Here is a 20,907-nt window from a genome sequence, read left to right on the forward strand (position 1 = left end):
GGGGGCGGCGGTCATGATTCCTCCTCGGCGAACCCGCGGAACTGACGCAGCAGGATCAGGGTGAACACCATGGAGACCGCGAACAGGATGAGCGCGAGCACGCACGCGTAGCCCATCGCGAAGTCGCGGAACCCCTGCTGGAACAGCCATTCGGGGAAGGTCAGGGTGGACTGGTCGGGATAGCCGGGGGTGAAGACCGACCCGGCGGAGTCGGTCGCGCCGGAGGCGACCCGCGCGGCCACCATCGCCTGGGTGAAGTACTGCAGGGTCTGGATGACCCCGGTCACCGCGGCGAACATGAGCACCGGCCGGATCACCGGGAGCGTGATGTGCACGAACTGCCGCCAGCCGGTCGCGCCGTCGAGCGCGGCGGCCTCGTAGAGCTGTTTCGGCACGTCAAGCAGGGCGGCCATGAAGATGACCATCAGGTCGCCCACGGACCACAGGGCCAGCAGTGTGAGCCCCCACTTGGAGTAGGCGGGGTCGCCGAACCAGTCCGGTGACTGGACGCCGACCGCGCCGAGCATCGCCTGCACCGGCCCGGTGCTCGGGTTGAGCAGGTAGACGAAGCCGAGCGTCCCGGCGACGAGCGGCACCAGCGACGGCAGGTAGAAGATCGTGCGGAAGATCCCGGCGCCCGCCTTCAGCCGGGTGATGAGCTGCGCGACGCCGAGGCCGAAGACGACGCGCAGCGGGACCATCACGACCACCAGCCACAGCGTGTTCCTGATGGAGGTCCAGGCGGCCTCGTCCTTCAGGAAGTACTCGTAGTTCAGCAGCCCGACCGGTTCGAGGGTGAACAGGTCGTACCGCTGGAACGAGAAGTACACCGTGGAGATGAGCGGGTAGACGAAGAAGACCGCGAACCCGATCAGCCAGGGGGAGAGGTAGGCGAGCGGGCGGAGCCGGTTCCCGAGGGTGATGGCGGCCATGAGGTCAGTCGCCCGCGGTGAGCTTGAGCTTGTCGTCGATCTTCTTGTCCACCCCGGCGAGCACCGCGTCCAGGTCGGTGGCGCGGCCGGACTCCCAGGCGATCTGGGCCTCCTGGAGGGTCTGCTGGTTGAACACCGAGTTGATGTGCGCGGGCAGCGTGGAGCTGTTCGGGTTGGCGAAGATGTCGAGGAACGTCTGGAAGTTCGGGTCCTTGTTCAGCTTGGGCGACTGCAGCGCGGGCAGCGTGCTCGGCACGTTCCTGATCGCGTTGGAGAGCGTCACCAGCGCGTCTGTGTCGGTGGTGAGGTACTTGACCAGTTCCCAGGCGGCCTCCTGGTGCTTGGCGCCGCGCGGGATGCCGATGACCGTGCCGGCGATGAAGCCGGCGCCGTACCTGGCCGCCTGGTCGTCGGCGACCGGCAGCGGCGCGGTGCCGTATTCCAGATCTGGCGCGTCGGCGGCGATCATGGCGTTGCGCCACTCGCCGTCGATGGCCATGGCGACCTTGCCCTGCTGGAACGGGTTCTCGGCGGACCATTCGTCGCCGAAGCTCTTGCGGAACTTCTCCAGCTTGTCGTAGCCGAACCAGTCGGTGAGCTCCTTCTGCCAGGTCATCAGCGTCTTCCAGGCGGGATCGGAGCCGATCGCGGAGGTGCCGTCGGGGTTGGTCCACTTGGCGCCGACCATGACACCGGTGTGGATCGGGGCGTTCTCGTACATCTGGCTGGTCGGCATGAACCCGGCGACCTTGATGGTGCCGTCGGTGTTCTTCACCGTGAGCTTCTTGGTGAGGTCGGCCAGCTCGGACAGCGTCTTCGGCGGCTCGTTCCCCTTCATCAGCTTCTTGTTGTAGTAGAGGCCGTAGGTGTCGGCGAGCATCGGCATGACGCACCGCTTGCCCCCGTACTGGGTGTACTCGGCGATCACCTTCGGGAACAGCGTCGCCGCGTCGATCTTGCTCGCGGCCAGGTACGGGTTGAGGTCCTGGAAGATCCCGGCCTTGCAGAACTCGGCGACGCTGTCAGTGGTGAAGGAGAGCGCCACGTCCGGCGGGTTGCCGCCGCGTACGGCCTGCACGATCTGGGAGTCCTGGATGGCCTTGGTCGCCTTGACCGTGATCCACGGGAACTTCTGCTTGAACCCGGCCAGGCTGTCCTCGAACGCCTTGAGCTCGTTGTCGGCGCTGAAACCGTGCCAGAACTCGATGGTGACCGGGTCGTTCGCGGTCGCGGACTTGATCGCGGGAGCGGGGTTCTCGGTGCCCGCCGTACAGGCGGTGACCAGGGCGAGACCGGCCGCGGTGGAGATCGCCAGCAATCGTTTCACGTGTGCCTCCTACGGGCGAAGGGGGGTGGTGGCGAGCGGGTTGCCGCCCCGCTCCGGCGCTTCCCGGCGCCCGGTCCATCCGAAGATCTCGTCCCGCGCGGTGTCGAGGGCGAGGTCGAGGGCGCCGGCGAGAACCGGATTGCCCTCGACGGTGGACAGGCGCAGCGGAGGTCGTGGGATGGTCAGCGTGTGCAGCTCGCGTTCGACCAGTTCACGGAGCGGGTCGCCTCCGGCGATCAGCACCCCGCCGGACAGGACGACGATCTCGGGATCGACGACCGCCGTGATCGCGGCCAGGCCGACGGCGAGGCGGGAGGCGAGTTCCCGCAGCGCCTCACCGGCCGCCGCGGCGAGCCGCCCGCCGGACTCGGCCGCCAGCACCGCGTTCCGCACGGCCGCCGCCGGTGTGGTTCCGCGCAGCCCGTGCGCGCGCATGATCCGCAGTACGGCCGGGCCGCCCGCGAGCGCCTGGAAGCCGTGGTCGGCGCGCCGGCCGACGTCGCGGGCCGTGGGGGCGCCGATCGCGGGCATGTACCCGACCTCGCCCGCGCCGCCGGTGGCCCCTCTGTGCAGCCTGCCGCCGAGCACGAGCGCCGAGCCGATGCCCTCGTCCGCCCAGAGGAGGACGTAGTCCTGGTGCCCACGGGCGGCGCCGCGGGCCTGCTCGGCCTGGGCGACGAGGTTGACGTCGTTCTCCACGTCGACGGGCACGCCGACGCCGTCACGCAGGGTGCCGACGACGTCGGGGATGTGCCAGCCCGGGATGTGCGCGGCGTAGCCGAGACGGCCGGTCGACGGGTCGACGGCGCCGCCGATGCCGATGACCACGCGGCGCAGCGCGGTGGCGTCGATCCCGCCGCCGGTCCCAGTGCCGGGTTCGGTGCCAGGGTCCCCGTCGCCGAGCTTGACGCCCGCGCAGGCGCCGTCGAGCGCGGCCCGCACCTTCTCCACGATGTCGCCGCCCGACCGCCCGGGGGTGGGCAGGCGGTACTCGGAGACCACCGCGCCGGTGATGTCGGCGACGGCGACGGCGATCCGCGTCGGGGTGACGTCGAGCGCCGCCACGTGCGCCGCGGACGCGTTGATCCGGTACAGCTCCGCCGTACGCCCGGGGAGGCCCTCGCGGATGCCGTCGAGGACGACGAGGCCCGCCTCCTGGAGCCGGGCCAGCAACTGGGACGCCGTGGGCTTGGACAGGCCGGTGAGCGCACCGAGCTCGGGCCGGGTGAGGGGACCGCGTTCGAGCAGGACCATCAGCGCGGCGCGGTCGTTGATCGCGCGCAGCAGGCTGGGCGTGCCGGGGGTCGGCTGGCTCACTGGAGTCCTTCCAGGGGACGAGAGAAGTTAGGAAAGGTCCCTAACTGGAAGAGAAAGTAAAGAAACCTTCCGAACTCGTCAAGGGGTCGCCGCACCCCGCAACCGACTCGTGACGTGACCGGACCGCCGGGGCCCCGCCTTACTGCCAGCGGAAGAGGCGGGCGACGGCGTCGGGGAGGTTCCCTGTCGGTCCGAACACACCGAAGGCGAGCACGGGGTCACTCGGGAGGCGGACGTCGAAGAGCACCGTCGCGACCCCGACGGCGAGGACGATGCCGACCGCGGACTGGCGATGCTCGTGGAGCTCGGGCGAGGGGGAGATGGAGGCACTGCCGAGGGGCACGTACAATCGGGCGGCCTATGCCTCATTCATCGGCGGGCGAACTGGCCCGGGAACAGACGTACGTCGCCGCTCTCTACGAGCGGCTCGACGTGCTGCGGGCGCGTACCCGCGGGCAACTGGACGACGTGCTCGCCCAGGGCGCCACGGGCACGCACCAGAACCGTTCCGAGCGCGACTCGTTCGCCGGCATGTACGCGCAGCGTCTGGCGAGGTTGTGGGCCGTCGAGAACGGCCTGTGCTTCGGCCGCCTCGACAACACCGACGGCGGCCGGCTGTACATCGGCAGGATCGGCCTGGCGGACGACGACCAGGAGCGGCTGCTGATCGACTGGCGGGCGCCGGTCGCCCAGCCGTTCTACCGCGCCACCCCGGCCGCGCCGATGGGCGTCACCCGCCGCAGGCACCTGCAGACCCGGGGCCGTACCGTCACGAACGTCGACGACGACCTCCTCGACCTCGACGGCCTGTCCGACGCCGACCGCGCCTCGCTCAACGGCGAGGCCGCCCTGCTCGCCGCGCTGGACGAGAAGCGCACCGGCCGCATGCGCGACATCGTCGCGACCATCCAGTCCGAGCAGGACGCGATCATCCGCAGCGACCTGAACGGCGTGCTCGTCGTCCAGGGAGGACCGGGAACCGGCAAGACCGTGGTGGCCCTGCACCGCGCCGCCTACCTGCTCTACACCTACCGCGAGCGGTTGGAACGGCGCGGCGTCCTCATCATCGGCCCGAACCTCACCTTCCTGCGCTACATCGAGCAGGTCCTGCCCTCGCTGGGCGAGACCGACGTGCTGCTGTCCACCGTCGCCGAGCTGTACCCCGGCCTCACGGCCACCCGCTGGGAGCCGCAGGAGGCCGCCGCGGTCAAGGGCGACGTCCGGATGGCCGAGGTGATCGCGAAGGCCGTACGGGACCGGCAGCGCGTGCCGTCCAAGCCGGTCGAGATCCGCCTGGACAAGTTCACGCTCAAGCTCGACCGCCAGACCTTCGAGGCGGCCAAGTCGCGTGCCGTCCGGTCGAAGAAGCCGCACAACCAGGCGCGGGCCGTGTTCGTACGGCAGCTGCTCAACGCGCTGACGAGGCAGGCGGCCAGGCAGCTCGGACGCGGCATGCTCGACGACGACGACTTCGCCGACCTGCGCGAGGATCTGCGGACCGAGACGCCCGTGCGCACGGCGCTCAACCGTCTGTGGCCCTACCTCACGCCGCAGCAGCTCCTGATCGGGCTGTACACCTCCAAGGAGCGGATGGCCTACGCGGGGCTGGACTCCGACGAGCGCGACCTGCTGCTCCGGGAACCGCCGCGACCGGGCGAGAACTGGTGGAGCGAGGCCGACGTGCCGCTCCTCGACGAGGCGGCCGAGCTCCTCGGCGACATCGACGAGGGCGTGCTGCGCGCGGCCCGGCGCGCCGAGGAGGAGCGCGAGGAGCGGCTCGCCTACGCCCGCGAGGTGCTGGAGCTGACCGGCATGGCGGACATCATGGACGCCGAACGGTTCGCCGCAAGGCAGCAGGCCGACGAGGTCTACCTGACGACCGCGGAACGGGCCGCCAAGGACCGCACCTGGGCGTTCGGTCACGTGATCGTCGACGAGGCGCAGGAGCTGTCCGCGATGGCCTGGCGCGCGGTGATGCGGCGCTGCCCGAGCCGGTCGATGACCGTGGTGGGCGACATCGCGCAGACGGGATCGGCGGCCGGAGCGGCGAGCTGGGGCCGGGTGCTCGACCCCTACGTCGCGGGCCGCTGGCGCGAGGCGGGGCTCTCGGTCAACTACCGCACGCCGGCCGAGATCATGTCCGTGGCCGGTGACGTGCTCGGCCTGGTCGGCTCCGGCCTGAAGGCCCCGGAGTCCGTACGCGAGACGGGCGAGCGGCCGTGGGCGCTGCGGCTCGCCGACCCGGAGACCGGCCTGCCGCCCGTCATCAGGGAGGAGATCGTCCCGGACGGTCGCCTGGCCGTGATCGTCCCGCACGCGCGTGAGGCGGATCTGGGAGCTGCGCTGGTGGCCGGGGTGCCGGGCGCGGCCGCGGGCCCCGGCCCCGCGGCGCTCGACGCGCCGGTGTGCGTGCTCACCGTCGCGGACGCCAAGGGCCTGGAGTTCGACTCGGTGATCGTGGTCGAGCCCGGTGAGATTCTCCGGGAGTCCCCGCGAGGACCAAGCGATCTTTATGTGGCGCTGACCCGGGCGACGCGACGGCTCGGCGTGATCCACTCCGAGGGGCTGCCCGAGGCGCTGCGGAGCCTTGTTCCGCGTCCTGAGTGATGCGGGAGTGTCGGGATCTGTGGAAATATGAGCGAGATCGCCCACACGTCCCGCCTCGATCACGGACATCCAGCCTGTCCTAGCTGCGAAAACTTGGTGTTTCCGCTGTTCGGGGCACGGTTGACATCTGCGCTGAGGTCGGTAGTTTGCTGCGCAGTCCAGCACGGGACTGACCGGTTGACCGTCTTCTGACTTCGCCCGATTCTGCGTCCGTGACGGAGGGGGACTCCGTCTGCACAGCCAGGCGCAGCGCTGGCGTTCCGTCGAGTCGGGGCACCTCAGCCGGCCGGGGGGTTGGACCCGGGAGGGGTCCGGATACCCAGTAGACAACGGAGCTCCGCGCCCGCCGCCGACGGGACGGATCCGGTCCGAAGGGTCTGTCCGGGCCCCCTTCCGTCACCGTGCTTCCTCGCCGGAGGGGTGAGGTCCCGTCCCGCGGAGAGTGAAGCCCTGCCCGGCCTGCCGGTACGACCAGATAAGGTCGGGGTGTTCCGCGATGGCCAAGTGGAATGTACACATCTGCTTTCTGCTCGAAACGCGGCAGGGCGTGTCGTGTCTGCGCGGGGAGGCTTCGGGGTTGCCCGGCCTGTGAACCGTGAACCAACAGGCCCGGCCGGAAGGCCGTGCGCTGTGATCCCCGGTTTCGGGCCGTGGGAGGACGTCAAAGGCGAGGAGAACACCGCCCCGTGGCAACCGAAGTGAAACCGCAGGCGATGCCGGCCCCCTCCGGTGCCGGTCGGCCGGCGCCCGGCGCGCGCCCTGCCGTCCGCGCCGCCGCCTCCGTCGCGGGCGGGCTGCTGCTCTTCCTCGCCTTCCCGCCGATCGATCTGTGGTTCTGCGCCCCCATCGGCGTCGCGCTGCTCACCCTGGCGCTGTACGGCACGCGCCCGCGCCGGGCGGCCTGGCTGGCCTACGCCGGCGCGGTGGCGTTCCTGTTGCCGACGTTGTCATGGGTGCGCCCGATCGGTGATGACACCTGGCTGGCCCTGGTGGCGATCGAGAGCGTGTTCTGGGCCGTGCTCGGGGTGGCGGCCACCCTCGTGATGCGCGTGCGTCTGTGGCCGCTCTGGGTGGCCTGCCTGTGGGTCACCCAGGAATGGGCCCGCGGCGTCGTCCCCTTCGGGGGATTCCCGTGGGCCCGGCTGGCGTTCAGCCAGGGCGATTCGCCGTACACCGGCTACGCCGCGCTGGGCGGCGCGCCGCTTGTAACTTTCACGGTGGTCCTGTCCGGGACGCTTCTGTCCCTGCTGCTCATCCGGCTCGTCCGGAGCATCCGGTGGACCCGCGTCGTTGCGGGCGCGCTTCTCGGTGCGATAGCCGTACCCCTGCTGGGGTTCGCGGTGCCCCGGCCCGGTGACGAGGGCAGGACAGTGAAGATCGGGGTCATCCAGGGCAACGTGCCCGGCCGGGGAATGTACTTCCTGGGCGACGAGCCGGCCGTCGTGCTCCAGAACCACGCCAACGAGACCCACCGCCTGGCCGAGGCCGTACGCGCGGGAAAGCTCCCCAAACCCGACATCGTGGTCTGGCCGGAGAACTCCAGCGACATCGACCCGTACCGCAGCGAGTTGGCCAGGGGCATCATCGACTCGGCGGTCAAGGACGTCGGCGTACCCGTCCTCACCGGCATCGTCGCGCTGATCGGCGACGAGAACCGCGCGACGCGGAGCCTCATCTGGGACCCGGTCACCGGCCCCGGCGCCTACTACGACAAGCGGAACCTCGTGCCGTTCGGCGAGTTCACCCCGTTCAAGGAGATCATCCTGGCGCTGTCGGAGCGGGCCAACCTGGTCGGCCGCCAGTCCATCCCGGGGGACGGCCCCGGCGCGCTGCGGATGGGCCCTGTCACGATCGGCGCGATCGGTTGCTACGAGGTCGCCTTCGACGGGACGGTGCGTGACGCGGTCGTCGCGGGCGGCAGCCCGCTCGTCGTGCAGACCAACAACGCCAGCTACGCGCTGACCAACCTGCCGCCGCAGCAACTCGCGATGTCGAAATTGCGCGCCGTCGAGCACAACCGGAGTGTGATCACTACCGCTACGACGGGTATATCCGCATATGTGGACCCAGATGGCACGGTCGAGTGGCAGACCCGCGAGTTGGAGCCCGCGATGAACGTCGTGACCGTCCCCGTCAGGACACGCGACACGCTTGCCACGGAACTGGGCGCGGTTCCCGAGTGGATGCTGATACTGATGGGAGCCGGCGCGACGGCTGTGGCGGTCATCTCACGGAAGCGAACCCGGAACGTGAGCGGCGTGGACGTCCCGCCCGTGCCCCCGGTACGGCCGGAAGGCATCGGCGACGCGAGCGAGGAGCGGTGAGCGACCCCTTGGGCATGGAGGAAGAGCTGATGGAGCGGACTTCCGGGCGGGTGCTCGTCATCGTCCCCACCTACAACGAGTGTGAGAACCTGCCGATGATCGTCGGGCGGCTGCGTGCGGCGCTGCCGGACGTGCATCTGCTCATCGCCGACGACAACAGCCCCGACGGCACCGGCAAGATCGCCGACGAGTTGGCGGAGAAGGACGACCACGTCCACGTCATGCACCGTCCGGGCAAGCAGGGGCTCGGCGCCGCCTATGTCGCGGGGTTCCAGTGGGGCCTCGCCGAGGGGTACGACGTCCTGGTGGAGATGGACGCCGACGGCTCCCACCAGCCCGAGGAGCTGCACAAACTGCTCGACGCGGTGGCCGCGGGCGCCGATCTGGCGATCGGCTCCCGCTGGGTGCCGGGCGGGAAGGTCGTCAACTGGCCGGCCTCCCGCGAGTTCCTGTCCCGGGGCGCCAACACCTACAGCCGCCTCATGCTCGGCATGCCCGTACGGGACGCCACCGCCGGCTTCCGCGCCTACCGGGCCGCCACCCTGGAGAAGGTCGGCCTGAACGACGTCGAGTCGCAGGGATACTGCTTCCAGGTGGACCTCACCCTCCGCACGGTACGTCAGGGCCTGCGGGTGGCCGAGGTCCCGATCACGTTCGTCGAGCGCACGGCCGGCGCCAGCAAGATGAACCGCAACATCATGGTCGAGGCGTTCTGGCGGATCGCCGTCTGGGGCGTCGGCGGCCTGCCCGACCGCTTCCGCAAGAAGGGCTGATCCGCGCCGCTCTCCTTGGCGGGCCGGTTCCCGGTCGATCATCGGCGGCCCGCGCGCTTTCGCTCTGAGCGATACCGGAACCGCCTGGGCCGATGGCGGCGTTCCTCCTAACGGAGGTCGTGATGTCGCGTGCTGGGCTGTTCCTCGCTTTTCTGATCATTCCCGTCATCGAGATCTGGCTGCTGATCCTGGTCGGCCAGACGATCGGCGGCGGGGCCACGGTCGTGCTGCTGCTGGCCGCCGCCGTGCTCGGTGGGTGGCTGATGCGCAGAGAGGGGCGCCGGGCCTGGGCGGGGCTGCAGACCGCCCTTCAGTCGGGCCGCATGCCGGAGCGCGAGCTGGGCGACTCCGCCATGGTGATGGCCGGTGGTGCCCTGCTGCTGGTCCCGGGCTTCCTCAGCGACATCGCCGGGATCTTCCTCGCCCTGCCGGTCACCCGGCCGATCGCGCGACGCGCTCTCGCGTGGTTCTTCGGCCGCCGTGTGAGCGCCATGGCGGCCCGCTCGCCGTACGGCCCGCTGTTCGACCGCGCGGGCGGTCCCGGTGCTCCGGGAGGTCCCGGCAGTGCGGGCCGGGTCGTCCACGGCGAGGTGATCCAGGACGACGAGGTCGTCGAGGGGCAGATCGTCGTGCGGCGCCAGGACCCCCGGCAGAGCCCCTGATCGACGGCGGGTCCCCTGCCGAATCACGGTCGGCGGCTCGCGGGTGACCGAGGGAGCCCCCGGCCGGATCCGCGGCGGAGGCGGCGAATGATCCCAGTAGCGCATGGACCCTCCCCGAACCGCACGCTCACCGGCGGAGGAGGGCTCGCTCCCTAGCCTGGGCGCATGGCGCAGCGACTCCACGGGCCGTCATGACGGCGGCCGACCCCTTGTGGCGAGCAGGTACGGGCTTCAGTAGGGACGTCGGCCCGGGGCGTCTCCGTTCGGTCACCCTGGTTCTTCTCGGGGCGGTCCTCGCCGGATGCGGCTCGGCTCCTCACGGTGCCACGACCAGCCCCGCCGCGGAACGCGGCGCCGTCGCGGCATCGCCCACGCCCAGCGCGTCCACGACCGCGTCCGGGACCACGACCGCGCGCTCGTCCACGCAGGCGGATCCGAAGCGGGGCGGGGCCGAGCGTGACATCTACGCCGCCGACCGGCCGGGGATGCTCAGCCCCGCGGTCAGAGGTTTCCCGTCCCGCGTGTACGTGCCCAACAGCGAGAGCAACAGCGTCCACGTCATCGACCCCGCGACGTACAAGGTGGTCGACCGGTTCAGGACCGACCGCCTGCCGCAGCACGTGGTGCCGTCATGGGACATGAAGAAGCTGTGGGTCAACAACAACATCGGCAACACGCTCACCCCGATCGATCCGAAGACCGGCAAGCCCGGCCGGTCCATCCCGGTCGAGGACCCGTACAACCTGTACTTCACGCCCGACGGCACGACGGCCCTGGTGATGGCCGAGCGGAACAACGAACTCGATTTCCGCGACCCGCGGTCCATGCGGCTGTTGCACTCCATGCCGGTGCCCTGCCGGGGGATCAACCACGCCGACTTCACCGCGGACGGATCCGTCTTCCTCGCGAGCTGCGAGTTCTCCGGCGACCTCGTCGTCATCGACTGGCAGCGGCGGAAGGTGCTCAAGACGATCGCCCTGGGCTCCATGACCATGCCGCAGGACGTCAAGCTGTCACCGGACGGCACGACCTTCTATGTGGCCGACATGTCGAGGGGCGGGGTCTGGCTGGTGGACGCGGCCACCTTCAAGGTCATCCGGTTCATGCCCACCGGGGCCGGGGCGCACGGCCTGTACGTCAGCAGGGACTCGCGCGTGCTCTATGTCTCCAACCGGGCCGCCGGATCCGTGTCGGTCGTGTCGTTCAAGGAGGGCAAGCCGATCGCGACCTGGTACATCCCCGGAGGCGGCTCGCCGGACATGGGCGGGCTGACCGCCGACGGCCGCGAGCTGTGGTTGTCCGGGCGCTACAACAGCGAGGTCTACGTCTTCTCCACGGTGTCCGGTGAGCTGACGCACCGGATCAAGGTCGGATCGGGGCCGCACGGCCTGTGCGTGTATCCCCAGCCGGGCCGCTACTCGCTCGGTCACACCGGGATCTTCCGGTGACCTCAGAGGGACCGGAGGCGTCCGGGGAGGTCCCGCCTTCGGGCCTTCCACGGCTGCGGCGCCGCCTGCTCTTCGTGGCTGGTGCGCTGGCCGTCGCCTCCGCCTGCTCCGACCCCCGTGACGGCACCCGCGCGGGAACCGGTGACGGCGGCCGCCGCGCCGCCGCCGCGCGTGGCGGCTCGCCCGGCTCGTCGGCCCGTGCCGTCCCCCGGTTGCCCGCGGAGGTGGCCCACGGCCGCCGCGATGATCCCGTGGTGTCCCTGACCTTCCACGGCTCCGGCCCGCCGAAGCTCGCGGAGGAGGCGCTCAGGGCGATCGAGAAGGCGGGCGGGCACGCCACCGTGCTCGCCGTGGGCACCTGGCTCGACCGCTATCCGGCGATGGCCCGGCGGGTCCTGGACGGCGGCCACGATCTCGGCAACCACACACAGAACCATCTCGACATCTCGTCGCTGGACGCCGCCTCCGCGCGGAGAGAGATCGAGGAGTGCGCGGCCCGGCTGCGGGCCCTGACCGGGTCGATCGGCTCGTGGTTCCGGCCGTCGGCGTCCCGCACCGCCACGCCGCTCGTGCGGAGGCTCAGCGCCCAGGCGGGCTATCCCACGTGCCTGTCCTACGACGTCGACTCGCTCGACCACACCGATCCGGGGCCGGACGCCGTCGTCGCAGGCGTCCTGCGCGCCGTACGGCCCGGCTCCGTCGTGAGCATGCACCTCGGGCATCCGGGGACGGTGACGGCACTTCCCCGGATCCTGGACGGGCTGCGGTCCCGGAACCTGCGCGCGGTGACCGCGACCGAGCTCCTGCGTCGCTGAGCCGGGGACCCTCGGCCGTCCGGCTCGCGTCCACGACCGGGGTACCGGCCCGCTGGTGAAACGTTCATCGATGTCCGGCCGGCGCCGAGGGCGGGCGCCGGCCGGTCAACGGCCGACGCTCTCGGCGAGGGCGGCCAGTGCCGCGCCCCGGGCGCCCGCCATGTCAAGGTCGTCCACCAGTGACACGGTCGCGACCCGCCGCTGCTCCTCACGCAGGAGGGTGTGCTCGCGCACCTTCTCCAGGAACCACTCACGGAAGTGCGGCGCCGCCTCGACCACCCCGCCGCCCAGGAAGTACGCGCTGGGATCGGTGAAGTTGGCCGCGATCGTGAAGAGCCGGCCGATCGCCATGGCCTGCTGCTCGAAGACCTTGAGGGCGAGCGGGTCGCCGGTCTCGCCGTAGCCGCGCAGCAGCTTGGCGGCCTTCCCGATGGGCTCGACGGAGGCCAGCTCATGGTCGGGGAACCGGGTCAGCCAGTAGGGCAGCAGGTTCTTCTCGATGCCGGTCAGGGACGCCACGCTCTCGGCGTCGCCGGTGAATCCGCAGTTGCACTCCGGCAGCGGCTGCCCCTCCTCCAGCAGGCCGTGCAGCGGGATGTGGACGTGCCCCAGCTCGCCCGCCATCCCGGCGGCCCCCTTGACCACCCGCCCCTCCTCGATGATGCCGCCGCCGAGCCCCGTGCCGACGATCGCGGAGATCGAGGAGTACTCCCACTCGCGGGCCCCGAAGCGTACGTGATGGGCGTAGAGGGCGGCGGCGTTGCCGTCGTTGTTGTAGACGACCGGAAGGTCCAGATGGGCTTCCAGCGCCCCCCGGAAGTCGAAGCCGTGCCAGGCGGGCTCGGAGAAGTTGGTCGCGCCCTTCGTCGAGATGACGCCGTCCGCGCTGGCCGGGCCCGGAGTGTCCAGGCCGACGGCGCGCACCTGGGAGCGGGTGATCCCGGTCAGCTGGAGCACGTTCTCCATGGCATGGGCCAGCTGCTCGACCGCCACCTCGGGTCCCTCGCGCACCAGGCTCGGCGTCTCCGCCATCCGATCCACCAGGAAGCGGCCGGAGGCGTCGAGCACGGTCGCGTTGTTGCTGGTGCCGCCGTTGTCGAGTCCGACGACGACCCACGAGTCTGCATGTGCCATGCGGGAGATTCCTTTGCCCTCGCTTGTCAGTGCGAAGACTATTGCGAGAACCGCCCCGGAGGCACCTGCCGTACGGACCCGAATCGCCGACCGGTCCCCGGGACGGCGGGCGTGGCGACCGGCATCGAGACCGGCGCGCGGGTCAGCGTGCGGTCACGGGCACCCGGCCGGTCACCGACACCTCGTCGAGGTCGGAGACGAGGAGATCCGCCATGGCGAAACCGGTCCCGGTGCCGGACGGCGTATCCCGCGCTCCGCCCCGGTCCACGCCGACGATCAGTCCGAAACCGCCCCGCCGTGCCGCCTCAAGGCCGGGAAGCGTGTCCTCCACCACGATCGTCCGTTCCGGTGGGACGCCGAGGCGGCGGGCGGCCTCCAGGAACATCGCGGGGTCGGGCCGTCCGGGAAGCCCGAGCCGTCCGGCGTCGTCGCCGTCCACCAGCTGGTCGAACAGGTGGCCGACCGCCGCCGAGGTGAGGATCCGGCGGCAGTGCCTGCTCGCGGAGACGGCGGCGATGCGCACGCCACGCCGCCGCAGCTCGCGGAGCAGGGCCACGCTTCCGGGGTGGGCCGCGACGCCGTGCCGCCGCAGATGCGCGGTGAAGAGCGCGTCCTTCTCCTCGGCCAGCGAGCGGACGCTGGCGGTGCCGGGCGGGCCGTCCTCGGGCAGGCTGAGGCCGCGGGAGGCCAGGAACGTGCGGATGCCGTCGAGCCGTGGCCGCCCGTCCACGTGGCGCAGGTAGTCGTCGCGGATGTCGAACGGCTCCGAGCGGCCGTGCAGGAACGTGTCGAACACGTGCTTCCAGGCCGCGGCGTGCACGCGCGCGGTGTCGGTGACCACGCCGTCCGTGTCGAGGATCGCCGCGTTGAACGAGGTCAGATCGATGGCCGCCATGGCGCCGCCCTTTCCGTGCTGGACGTTGGAGTGAACACGAGCCTCTCCGTTCCGGTTCGGATGGGCACCACCGGACCGTTCCATCATGAGGGACGGCTCCATGGCGGCCTGGAACCACCCCACCATCTCGGGAGACCCGGGGGAAAGGCCGAAGGTCCGTGATCGGCGGGCCCAATGTCCCCGGCGTACGGCACCGCGGGGGCGGAGGCGCACCGCCCAGGTCCCGGGCCGTCGCGGCGGCTCCGGACAGAGGGTCCAGAGTAGGGGGAGGGGCATTCACCTCGGAGGAGGGGACGGACGTGAGACGGTTCGGCCTCATCGCACTGCTCGTCGTGACGATCGGCGCGTTGTTCGCGGGCGGCGCCTTGTACCTGTTCGGCGCGGTCGGCGCGGCCGACGTGGCGTGGACTGTGGGGACCGTAGCCGCCCTGTTCCCCGCCGCCTGGTGGGTGATCTCGGCGCTGCGGCACGGCAGGTTCGGCGTGGACGCGATCGCCGTGCTCGCCCTGGCCGGTTCCCTCGCCGTGCGGGAGTACCTGGCGGGTGCGCTGATCGGTGTGATGCTCTCGACCGGCCAGGTCCTGGACGACTACGCGCTGCGCCGGGCGCGCCGTGACCTGACGGCCCTGTACGAGCGCGCGCCGCGTACGGCACGCCGCTACGACGACGGCACGCCGTACGTCGTCCCCGTGGACGACGTACGGCTCGGCGACCTGCTGCTCGTCCCGAGCGGCGAGACGGTTCCGGTGGACGGCGTGGTGCGGCGGGGCGTCGCGCTGCTCGACGAGTCGGCGTTGACCGGGGAGTCGCTGCCGGTGGAGCACTCCGAGGGCGAGAGCGTGCCCAGCGGCGTCGTCAACGCGGGCGCGGCCTTCGACATGTGCGCGACGGTGACCGCGGCCGAGAGCACCTACGCGGGCGTGGTGCGGCTGGCCCGCGAGACGGAGGCGGACAGCGCCCCCATCGTGCGCCTCGCCGACCGGTTCGCGGCCTGGTTCCTGCCCGCGACGCTCCTGGTCGCCGGGCTGGCCTGGCTGGTCTCCGGTGAGCCGGTCCGCGCGGTCGCCGTGCTGGTCGTGGCGACCCCCTGCCCGCTGCTGCTCGCCGCTCCCGCCGCCATCGCCTCCGGCCTGTCCCGTACGGCACGGCACGGTGTGGTGGTGAAGGGCGGCGGCGCGCTGGAGACCCTCGGCCGGGCGCGCACGCTGGTGCTGGACAAGACCGGGACGCTCACCGTCGGCCGGCCGCAGGTGGTGGACATCGTTCCCGCCCCCGGCCGGGACCGCGACGAGGTTCTGCGGCTGGCGGCCGCCGTGGACCAGATGTCGTCGCATGTGCTGGCCGCGGCGATCGTCCGTACGGCCCGAGAGAGGGGCCTCGCCCTGCCCGCGCCCGGCGACGTGCGGGAGGAGCCGGGCTCGGGCACGACGGCGCTCGTCGAGGGAAGCAAGATCCGCGTCGGGAAGGCGCGCACGGCGTCACGCTCCCCCTGGGAGGACGCCCAGCGGGCCAGAGCCGCGCTCGACGGGGCGATGACCGTCTGGGTGACCGTGGACGACCGGGTCGCCGGTGTGATCCTGCTGCGGGATCAGGTGCGCGGCGACGCCGGGCGCACGCTGCGGCGGCTGCGCACGGCCGGGATCGACCGGGTGGTGATGCTCACCGGGGACCGGGCCGAGGTCGCGGAGAGCGTCGCCACGGTGCTGGGGGTGGACCAGGTGCTCGCCGAGCGCAGCCCGGCCGGCAAGGTGGAGGGGGTCAGGGACGAGGTGCGGCGGGCCACGACCGCGATGGTCGGCGACGGCATCAACGACGCGCCCGCGCTGGCCGCCGCCGACGTCGGCGTGGCGATGGGCGCGCGCGGCTCCGGCGCCTCGGCGCAGGCCGCCGACGTGGTGCTCACCACCGACCGGATCGACCGGCTGGCCGACGCGATGGACGTCGCCCGCCGGTCGCGGCGCATCGCCGTGCAGAGCGCGGGCGTGGGCATCGGGCTGTCCCTGGCCGCCATGGTCGTGGCCGCGCTGGGATACCTGCCCCCGGCGGGCGGCGCCCTGCTCCAGGAGGGCATCGACGTGGCCGTCATCCTGAACGCGCTCCGGGCGCTCACCCCCGGCCTCGGCGCGCGGCGGCGGGTGGACGGCCGCACGGACGCCCTGCTCCGCCGGTTCGAGAGCGAGCACGCCGAACTGCGCCCTCCCCTGGAGATGATCAGGGACGTCGCCGACGAGCTCTCCTCACCTCCGGCGCCGGACACCCTCGCCCGGCTGCGGCGGGTTCACGACTTCCTCACCCAGGAACTGCTGCCCCACGAGCACGAGGAGGAGGAGCGGCTCTATCCGGCGATGGGCGACCTGCTCGGCGACCCAGAGGCGACGGTGACGATGAGCAGGGCGCACGCCGAGATCGACCGGCTGGTCACCCGGCTCGGCCGGCACATCGAGCTCGCGGAGCCCGACGGCCCGCGTCCGGGGCAGCTCGACGACCTGCGGGCCTGCCTGTACGGCCTGTACGCCGTGCTGACCCTGCACTTCGCCCAGGAGGAGGAGGCGTACTTCTCCCTCGCGACGAGCTCCCGCGAGTGAGGCCGCCCCGTGGCGACGGCGCGGCCGGGCGCGGGGTCCGGCCGGGGCGCAGAGCATGATCATCTTCTGGGCGGCCGGGTCGTACAATTGCCAACGGGCCGGGTCCTTCACCTTGGGAGGTGGAGAGCGTGCGTGACTTCCGTGTGTCGGTCTCGCCGCACCCGCCGTTCACGGTCGTGAGCGTGATCGGTGAACTCGACGTGCTGACCGAGCCCGAGCTCCGCGAGCAGGTGGAGCGGACCCTCGACAGGGAACCGTCGTGTCAGCTGCTCTTCGACTTGACCGCGCTGCGGTTCATCGACAGTTCCGGCATCCGGGTCATCCTCGACTGCTACACGCGCACCCGCGGCTCCGGCGGGGGCGTGACGGTGTGCGGGCTGAGCCCGCACATCCAGCACCTTTTCACCATCCTCGGTCTCACCGTCAGGATGAACATCTATCCCACGCTCGCCGCCGCGCTCAGCCACGCTGTCGGCGAGTAGCACCGGCTCACCGGACGGCCCGGCTCACCGGACGGCCCGGCTCACCGGATCTCGGGCCGGAGGTGGAGGGTCACCAGCGTCTGCGTCCCGTCCTCGTCCTCTATGTCCAGCGCCCACGGCGTCCCCGGAATCGACGACGTCGTGAGGATCCGCCGCGGCCGCGTGACGGCATGCCGCAGCACCACCGGATACTTGCTGTCACGCCCGCCCAGGCCGACGGAGAAGCAGTCGTCCTTCTCGTCGTACTCCAGGTAGGCGAGCGGGAGCTTCGCGGCCTCCAACTGGTCCCCGAACGCGCGGTCCAACACCTCGACGGTGACGTCGGCACCCTCATAGTCCTTGGTCAGCATCTCGAAGAAGCTGTGCCATTGCGCGCGGGGAAGCTCGGCTCGCTGCTCGGTCATCTCCTGGCTCCTTCGGCTCGCCTCACTTCATGCTGATCACGCCTCGGAGCCGTCACATCACCCGATCGGGTAGGACTCGGTCACGAATGGTCCACGCGGATCACCGCCGGTACACCGCGTCGTCCCCCGGGCTGGTGTGGATCAGGCGTCTGGCCGTCGCGGTGACGTCGTCGCGGCTCAGGCTCGCGCCCATGGCGACCGCGTCCGCATAGGTCTCCTCTGGCAGGGCGGAGCGTACGGCGGCGACGTTGCGCGGGCCGTCCACCGGGTCCATGGCCGCGGGGGAGTAGCCGACCCGGCCGCCGATGGCCTCCACCGCGCCGAGCAGCACCGCGCCCTCCATCGGCTGTCCCGCCATGCCGAGCGCTCCGGCCAGCACGTGCACGCCCGCGAGCCAGCTGGTGACGTCCAGTCTCCGGTCGAGCTGGACGACGGCGTGCGCCGCCTGGCGGATCGCCCGCTCCGCGTCGCCCAGGTCCATGGACACCTTGGCGGCGATCCACCACGACGAGACGGACGCCCAGTCGTGCCCGCACAGGTCGGCGATGTCCGCGGCCTGGATGAGCTGGGCGGCGGCGAGCCGGAAGTCCCCCGTCGCCCTGGTGATCTGGCCGCGGATCATCATCATCTCCGCCTCGATCCACGGCAGGCCGACGCTCGGGATCAGCCGGGCCGCTTCCTGGATCAGTTCCTGCGACCGCCCCGGGTTGCCGGTGAGCTGCTGGAAATAGGCCCGGTACGGCAGGGCGCGGGCGACGACCTCGATCTCGCCCGTCCGCTCCCCCTCCTCCGACGCCTGGACGACGTCCTCGTTGCCGCCGAAGGCGTCGCCCACGAGGTAGCGCAGCATGGCCCGGCCCACCAGCGCCTGCCCGCGCCCCGGATGGTCGGCCCCGGCGGCGTCGAGCGCCCTGGTCAGCCATCCGATGCCCTCGTGCCCGTGTCCGGTGCGGTACCAGTACCAGGACAGGGCGCAGGCGAGCCGCAGCGCGGAGTCGACGTCGCCCGTCGCCATGGCGTGGCCCAGCGCCGCGCGCATGTTGGCCTGCTCGTGCTGGAGCCGGCGCATCCAGACGTCGGCGTCGAACGACCTCAGCCGCCGGTTCGCGGTTTCGGCCAGCTCGTTCGCCCAGGCGACGTGCCGGTCCGCCCAGCGGCGCCGTTCGTCGCCGGTCAGCAGGCGCTCCGCGTACCGTCTGATCGTCTCCAGGATCCGGTAGCGCCGGGGGGAGCCCGTGGCCTCGGCCGCGACCAGCGACTTGGCGACCAGGGCGCTCAGGCTCGGCAGCACGCGCGGCTGGTCGGTCAGCCACTGGGCCGCCTCCAGGTCGAAGCCTCCCTCGAACAGGGCGAGACGGGCCAGGAGTTCCCGTTCGCCCTCGGTGAGGAGGCGGACACTCGACTCGATCACCGCCTCCAGGTCGCGGTGTCGTGCCGGGGCCGTACGGGATCCCGTGGAGAGCAGGTCGAAACCGTCGGCGAGGCCGTCGGCGATCTGCTCCAGCGACAGGATCCGGGTCTGCGCGGCGGCCAGTTCGATCGCCAGTGGGAGCCCGTCGAGGGCACGGCAGATCCCCGACACGATCTCCCGCTCCGAGCGGCGGGGCCGCCAGCCGGGTCGCAGGGCGAGGGCGCGCTCGACGAACAGCTCGACGCCGGCGCCGTCCGCGTCCAGCGGGGGTATCTCCCAGGTGACCTCTCCCGTGATCGCGAGGGCCTCCCGGCTCGTGGCCAGCAGCCGCAGGCGCGGACAGCGCGACAGCAGCTCCTCCGTGAGGGCGGCGACATCTCCCACCAGGTGCTCGCAGTTGTCGAGGACGAGGAGGATCTCGCGGTCGCCGATCGCGGTGGCCAGCTCCGCGGTGCCCCGCACGAACGACGCGCCCATGGCCGCGCCGATGACGTCGGGCAGGAGCTCCGGGTCGGTCAGGTCGGCGAGCAGCACGGCCCACGGACCCTCGCCCGCGCCGTGGCCCCTGGCCGCCTCGAACGCCGCGCGCGTCTTGCCGGACCCGCCGGGCCCGCTGATCGTCACGAGCCGATGGGACTCCAGCAGCTCCCTGATCGCCGCCACGTCACCGTCGCGGCCGATCAGCCTGGTCAGCGGAACCGGGATCGACGAGACCGCCGCGGAGGAGGAGGGGATCCGTGGGATATGGGGTGCCGTCGCGGGGGCGGGCGAGGCGGTGGAGGAGGCGGGGGCGGCCGTGCCCGGCTGGTCCCCGTTGGGCTGGGCCCCCAGCCGCGACGCGGGCCCGTCCAGCTCCGGGTCCTGTTTCAGGATCGCGGTCTCCATGGCGCGCAGCCCCGGTCCCGGATCGACGCCCAGCTCCTCAAGCAGATGGTCGCGGGCCGAGCGCAGCGCCGCCAGCGCGTCACCCTGCCGCCCGCTCCGGTAGAGGGCGAGCGCGAGGAGCTCCCAGGCGCGCTCGGCCAGGGGGTGCTCGCGGACCAGCGCCTCGAGATCGCTGAGGGCCGATGCGTCCGCGCCCATGGCGAGCCGGGCCGCCGCGTGGTCCTGGCGGGCGTCGAGCCTGGTGCTCTCCAGGCGGGCGATCTCGGCCGCCGCCACCTCGCTGTTCCGCAGGTCGGCGTAGGCGGGGCCGCGCCAAAGGGAGAGCGCGGCCGACAGGTGCTCCGCCGCGTGGATGGGATCGTCGTTCAGCAGGCGGGCGCCGCGTTCGGCGAGCGCGGTGAACCGCTCCGCGTCCACCGACTCGGGCCGTACACGAAGCACGTAACCGGGCCCCTGCCGGTCCACGAACCCGTGCGCCGCGCGGGGCGGCCGATCCGGCTCGATCGTGCGGCGCAGCTTGGTGACGTAGGAGTGGAGGGTGCCCACCGCGGATCCGGGAGAGCGCCCGTCCCAGATCGCCTCGACGATCCGGTCGACGGTGACGACCCTCCCCTGCGCGATGAGCAAAGTCGCGAGCAGCGCCTTGACCCGTGTCCCCCCGAGATCGAGTTCCGAGCCCGCTCGCGTCACCGTCAACGGGCCGAGAACGGAAAAGTAAAGCCCAGCCCCCGTAGCGTCCAAGATGACCTGCCCCTTCGGCCATGACCCTGCAATGTGCGCAAGGATATTGCGCATTTATACCGTGAACCGGAATCCCCGCGAGGAACGTTACTGCAGTACGGAACATGCCATACGCGGGACTTCTCTGGCCTTTCGCCCTCTGCCTGCGGCTTCCGTCTTGTCGCT

General features: G+C 71.6%; 16 protein-coding genes. 8 read left to right on the forward strand and 8 right to left on the reverse strand.

The window, feature by feature from the left end:
- Nucleotides 1–11: 11 nt before the first annotated feature.
- The 4 genes from AB0I59_RS18630 to AB0I59_RS18645 all read right to left on the reverse strand — a co-directional run bounded on the left by AB0I59_RS18630 (nucleotide 12) and on the right by AB0I59_RS18645 (nucleotide 3,925).
- A complete protein-coding gene (locus tag AB0I59_RS18630) occupies nucleotides 12–932 on the reverse strand; it encodes a carbohydrate ABC transporter permease (RefSeq protein ID WP_061255705.1) in 921 nt (306 codons plus the stop codon).
- Between the two features lie 4 nt (nucleotides 933–936).
- Nucleotides 937–2,259: an extracellular solute-binding protein gene (locus AB0I59_RS18635; protein WP_061255706.1), complete on the reverse strand. Its 1,323-nt coding sequence runs from the start codon at nucleotides 2,257–2,259 to the stop codon at nucleotides 937–939.
- Nucleotides 2,260–2,268: 9 nt separating this feature from the next.
- Entirely contained in the window at nucleotides 2,269–3,576 is a 1,308-nt protein-coding gene (locus tag AB0I59_RS18640; RefSeq protein ID WP_061255707.1) for an ROK family transcriptional regulator, read from the reverse strand.
- A 139-nt stretch (nucleotides 3,577–3,715) separates the two neighbouring features.
- Nucleotides 3,716–3,925 carry a hypothetical protein gene (locus AB0I59_RS18645; RefSeq protein WP_061255708.1) on the reverse strand — a complete coding sequence of 70 codons (210 nt, stop codon included), beginning with the start codon at nucleotides 3,923–3,925 and terminating at the stop codon, nucleotides 3,716–3,718.
- An 11-nt stretch (nucleotides 3,926–3,936) separates the two neighbouring features.
- On the opposite strand from AB0I59_RS18645, the gene AB0I59_RS18650 reads away from it, so the two are divergent.
- The 6 genes from AB0I59_RS18650 to AB0I59_RS18675 all read left to right on the forward strand — a co-directional run bounded on the left by AB0I59_RS18650 (nucleotide 3,937) and on the right by AB0I59_RS18675 (nucleotide 12,205).
- Nucleotides 3,937–6,183: a HelD family protein gene (locus AB0I59_RS18650; RefSeq protein ID WP_061255709.1), complete on the forward strand. Its 2,247-nt coding sequence runs from the start codon at nucleotides 3,937–3,939 to the stop codon at nucleotides 6,181–6,183.
- Nucleotides 6,184–6,869: 686 nt separating this feature from the next.
- A complete protein-coding gene (gene lnt, locus AB0I59_RS18655; RefSeq protein WP_358134215.1) occupies nucleotides 6,870–8,507 on the forward strand; it encodes an apolipoprotein N-acyltransferase in 1,638 nt (545 codons plus the stop codon).
- Nucleotides 8,504–9,280 carry a polyprenol monophosphomannose synthase gene (locus tag AB0I59_RS18660; RefSeq protein ID WP_061255710.1) on the forward strand — a complete coding sequence of 259 codons (777 nt, stop codon included), beginning with the start codon at nucleotides 8,504–8,506 and terminating at the stop codon, nucleotides 9,278–9,280. The genes lnt and AB0I59_RS18660 overlap by 4 nt, the downstream gene beginning before the upstream one ends.
- A gap of 122 nt (nucleotides 9,281–9,402) precedes the next feature.
- Nucleotides 9,403–9,942, forward strand: a complete 540-nt coding sequence (locus tag AB0I59_RS18665; RefSeq protein WP_358134217.1) for an FxsA family protein — start codon at nucleotides 9,403–9,405, stop codon at nucleotides 9,940–9,942.
- Nucleotides 9,943–10,133: 191 nt separating this feature from the next.
- On the forward strand, nucleotides 10,134–11,390 hold the full coding sequence (locus tag AB0I59_RS18670) for a YncE family protein (RefSeq protein ID WP_358134220.1): 1,257 nt from the start codon (nucleotides 10,134–10,136) through the stop codon (nucleotides 11,388–11,390).
- Nucleotides 11,387–12,205, forward strand: a complete 819-nt coding sequence (locus tag AB0I59_RS18675) for a polysaccharide deacetylase family protein (RefSeq protein WP_358134223.1) — start codon at nucleotides 11,387–11,389, stop codon at nucleotides 12,203–12,205. Before AB0I59_RS18670 ends, AB0I59_RS18675 begins: the two co-directional genes overlap by 4 nt.
- Before the next feature lie 105 nt (nucleotides 12,206–12,310).
- Here the strand turns inward: AB0I59_RS18675 and AB0I59_RS18680 are convergent, their stop codons facing one another.
- Entirely contained in the window at nucleotides 12,311–13,339 is a 1,029-nt protein-coding gene (locus AB0I59_RS18680; RefSeq protein ID WP_061255711.1) for an ROK family protein, read from the reverse strand.
- Between the two features lie 142 nt (nucleotides 13,340–13,481).
- Entirely contained in the window at nucleotides 13,482–14,234 is a 753-nt protein-coding gene (locus AB0I59_RS18685; protein ID WP_228646804.1) for an HAD family hydrolase, read from the reverse strand.
- A 299-nt stretch (nucleotides 14,235–14,533) separates the two neighbouring features.
- Between AB0I59_RS18685 and AB0I59_RS18690 the strand changes: the two genes are divergently transcribed.
- Nucleotides 14,534–16,819 (forward strand): heavy metal translocating P-type ATPase, encoded by a 2,286-nt coding sequence (locus tag AB0I59_RS18690; RefSeq protein ID WP_061255712.1) that lies wholly within the window; start codon nucleotides 14,534–14,536, stop codon nucleotides 16,817–16,819.
- 128 nt (nucleotides 16,820–16,947) lie between these two features.
- Nucleotides 16,948–17,301, forward strand: coding sequence for an STAS domain-containing protein (locus AB0I59_RS18695; RefSeq protein WP_061255713.1), 354 nt, complete (start codon nucleotides 16,948–16,950; stop codon nucleotides 17,299–17,301).
- A gap of 41 nt (nucleotides 17,302–17,342) precedes the next feature.
- On the opposite strand, the gene AB0I59_RS18700 is transcribed toward AB0I59_RS18695, so the two are convergent.
- Together AB0I59_RS18700 and AB0I59_RS18705 are read right to left on the reverse strand one after the other, a co-directional pair.
- On the reverse strand, nucleotides 17,343–17,705 hold the full coding sequence (locus tag AB0I59_RS18700) for a DUF5335 family protein (protein WP_061255714.1): 363 nt from the start codon (nucleotides 17,703–17,705) through the stop codon (nucleotides 17,343–17,345).
- A 100-nt stretch (nucleotides 17,706–17,805) separates the two neighbouring features.
- On the reverse strand, nucleotides 17,806–20,691 hold the full coding sequence (locus tag AB0I59_RS18705; RefSeq protein WP_061255715.1) for an AfsR/SARP family transcriptional regulator: 2,886 nt from the start codon (nucleotides 20,689–20,691) through the stop codon (nucleotides 17,806–17,808).
- Nucleotides 20,692–20,907 lie beyond the last annotated feature (216 nt).

The organism is Microtetraspora glauca, assembly GCF_040656155.1.
GTDB classification, from domain to species: Bacteria; Actinomycetota; Actinomycetes; order Streptosporangiales; family Streptosporangiaceae; genus Microtetraspora; species Microtetraspora glauca.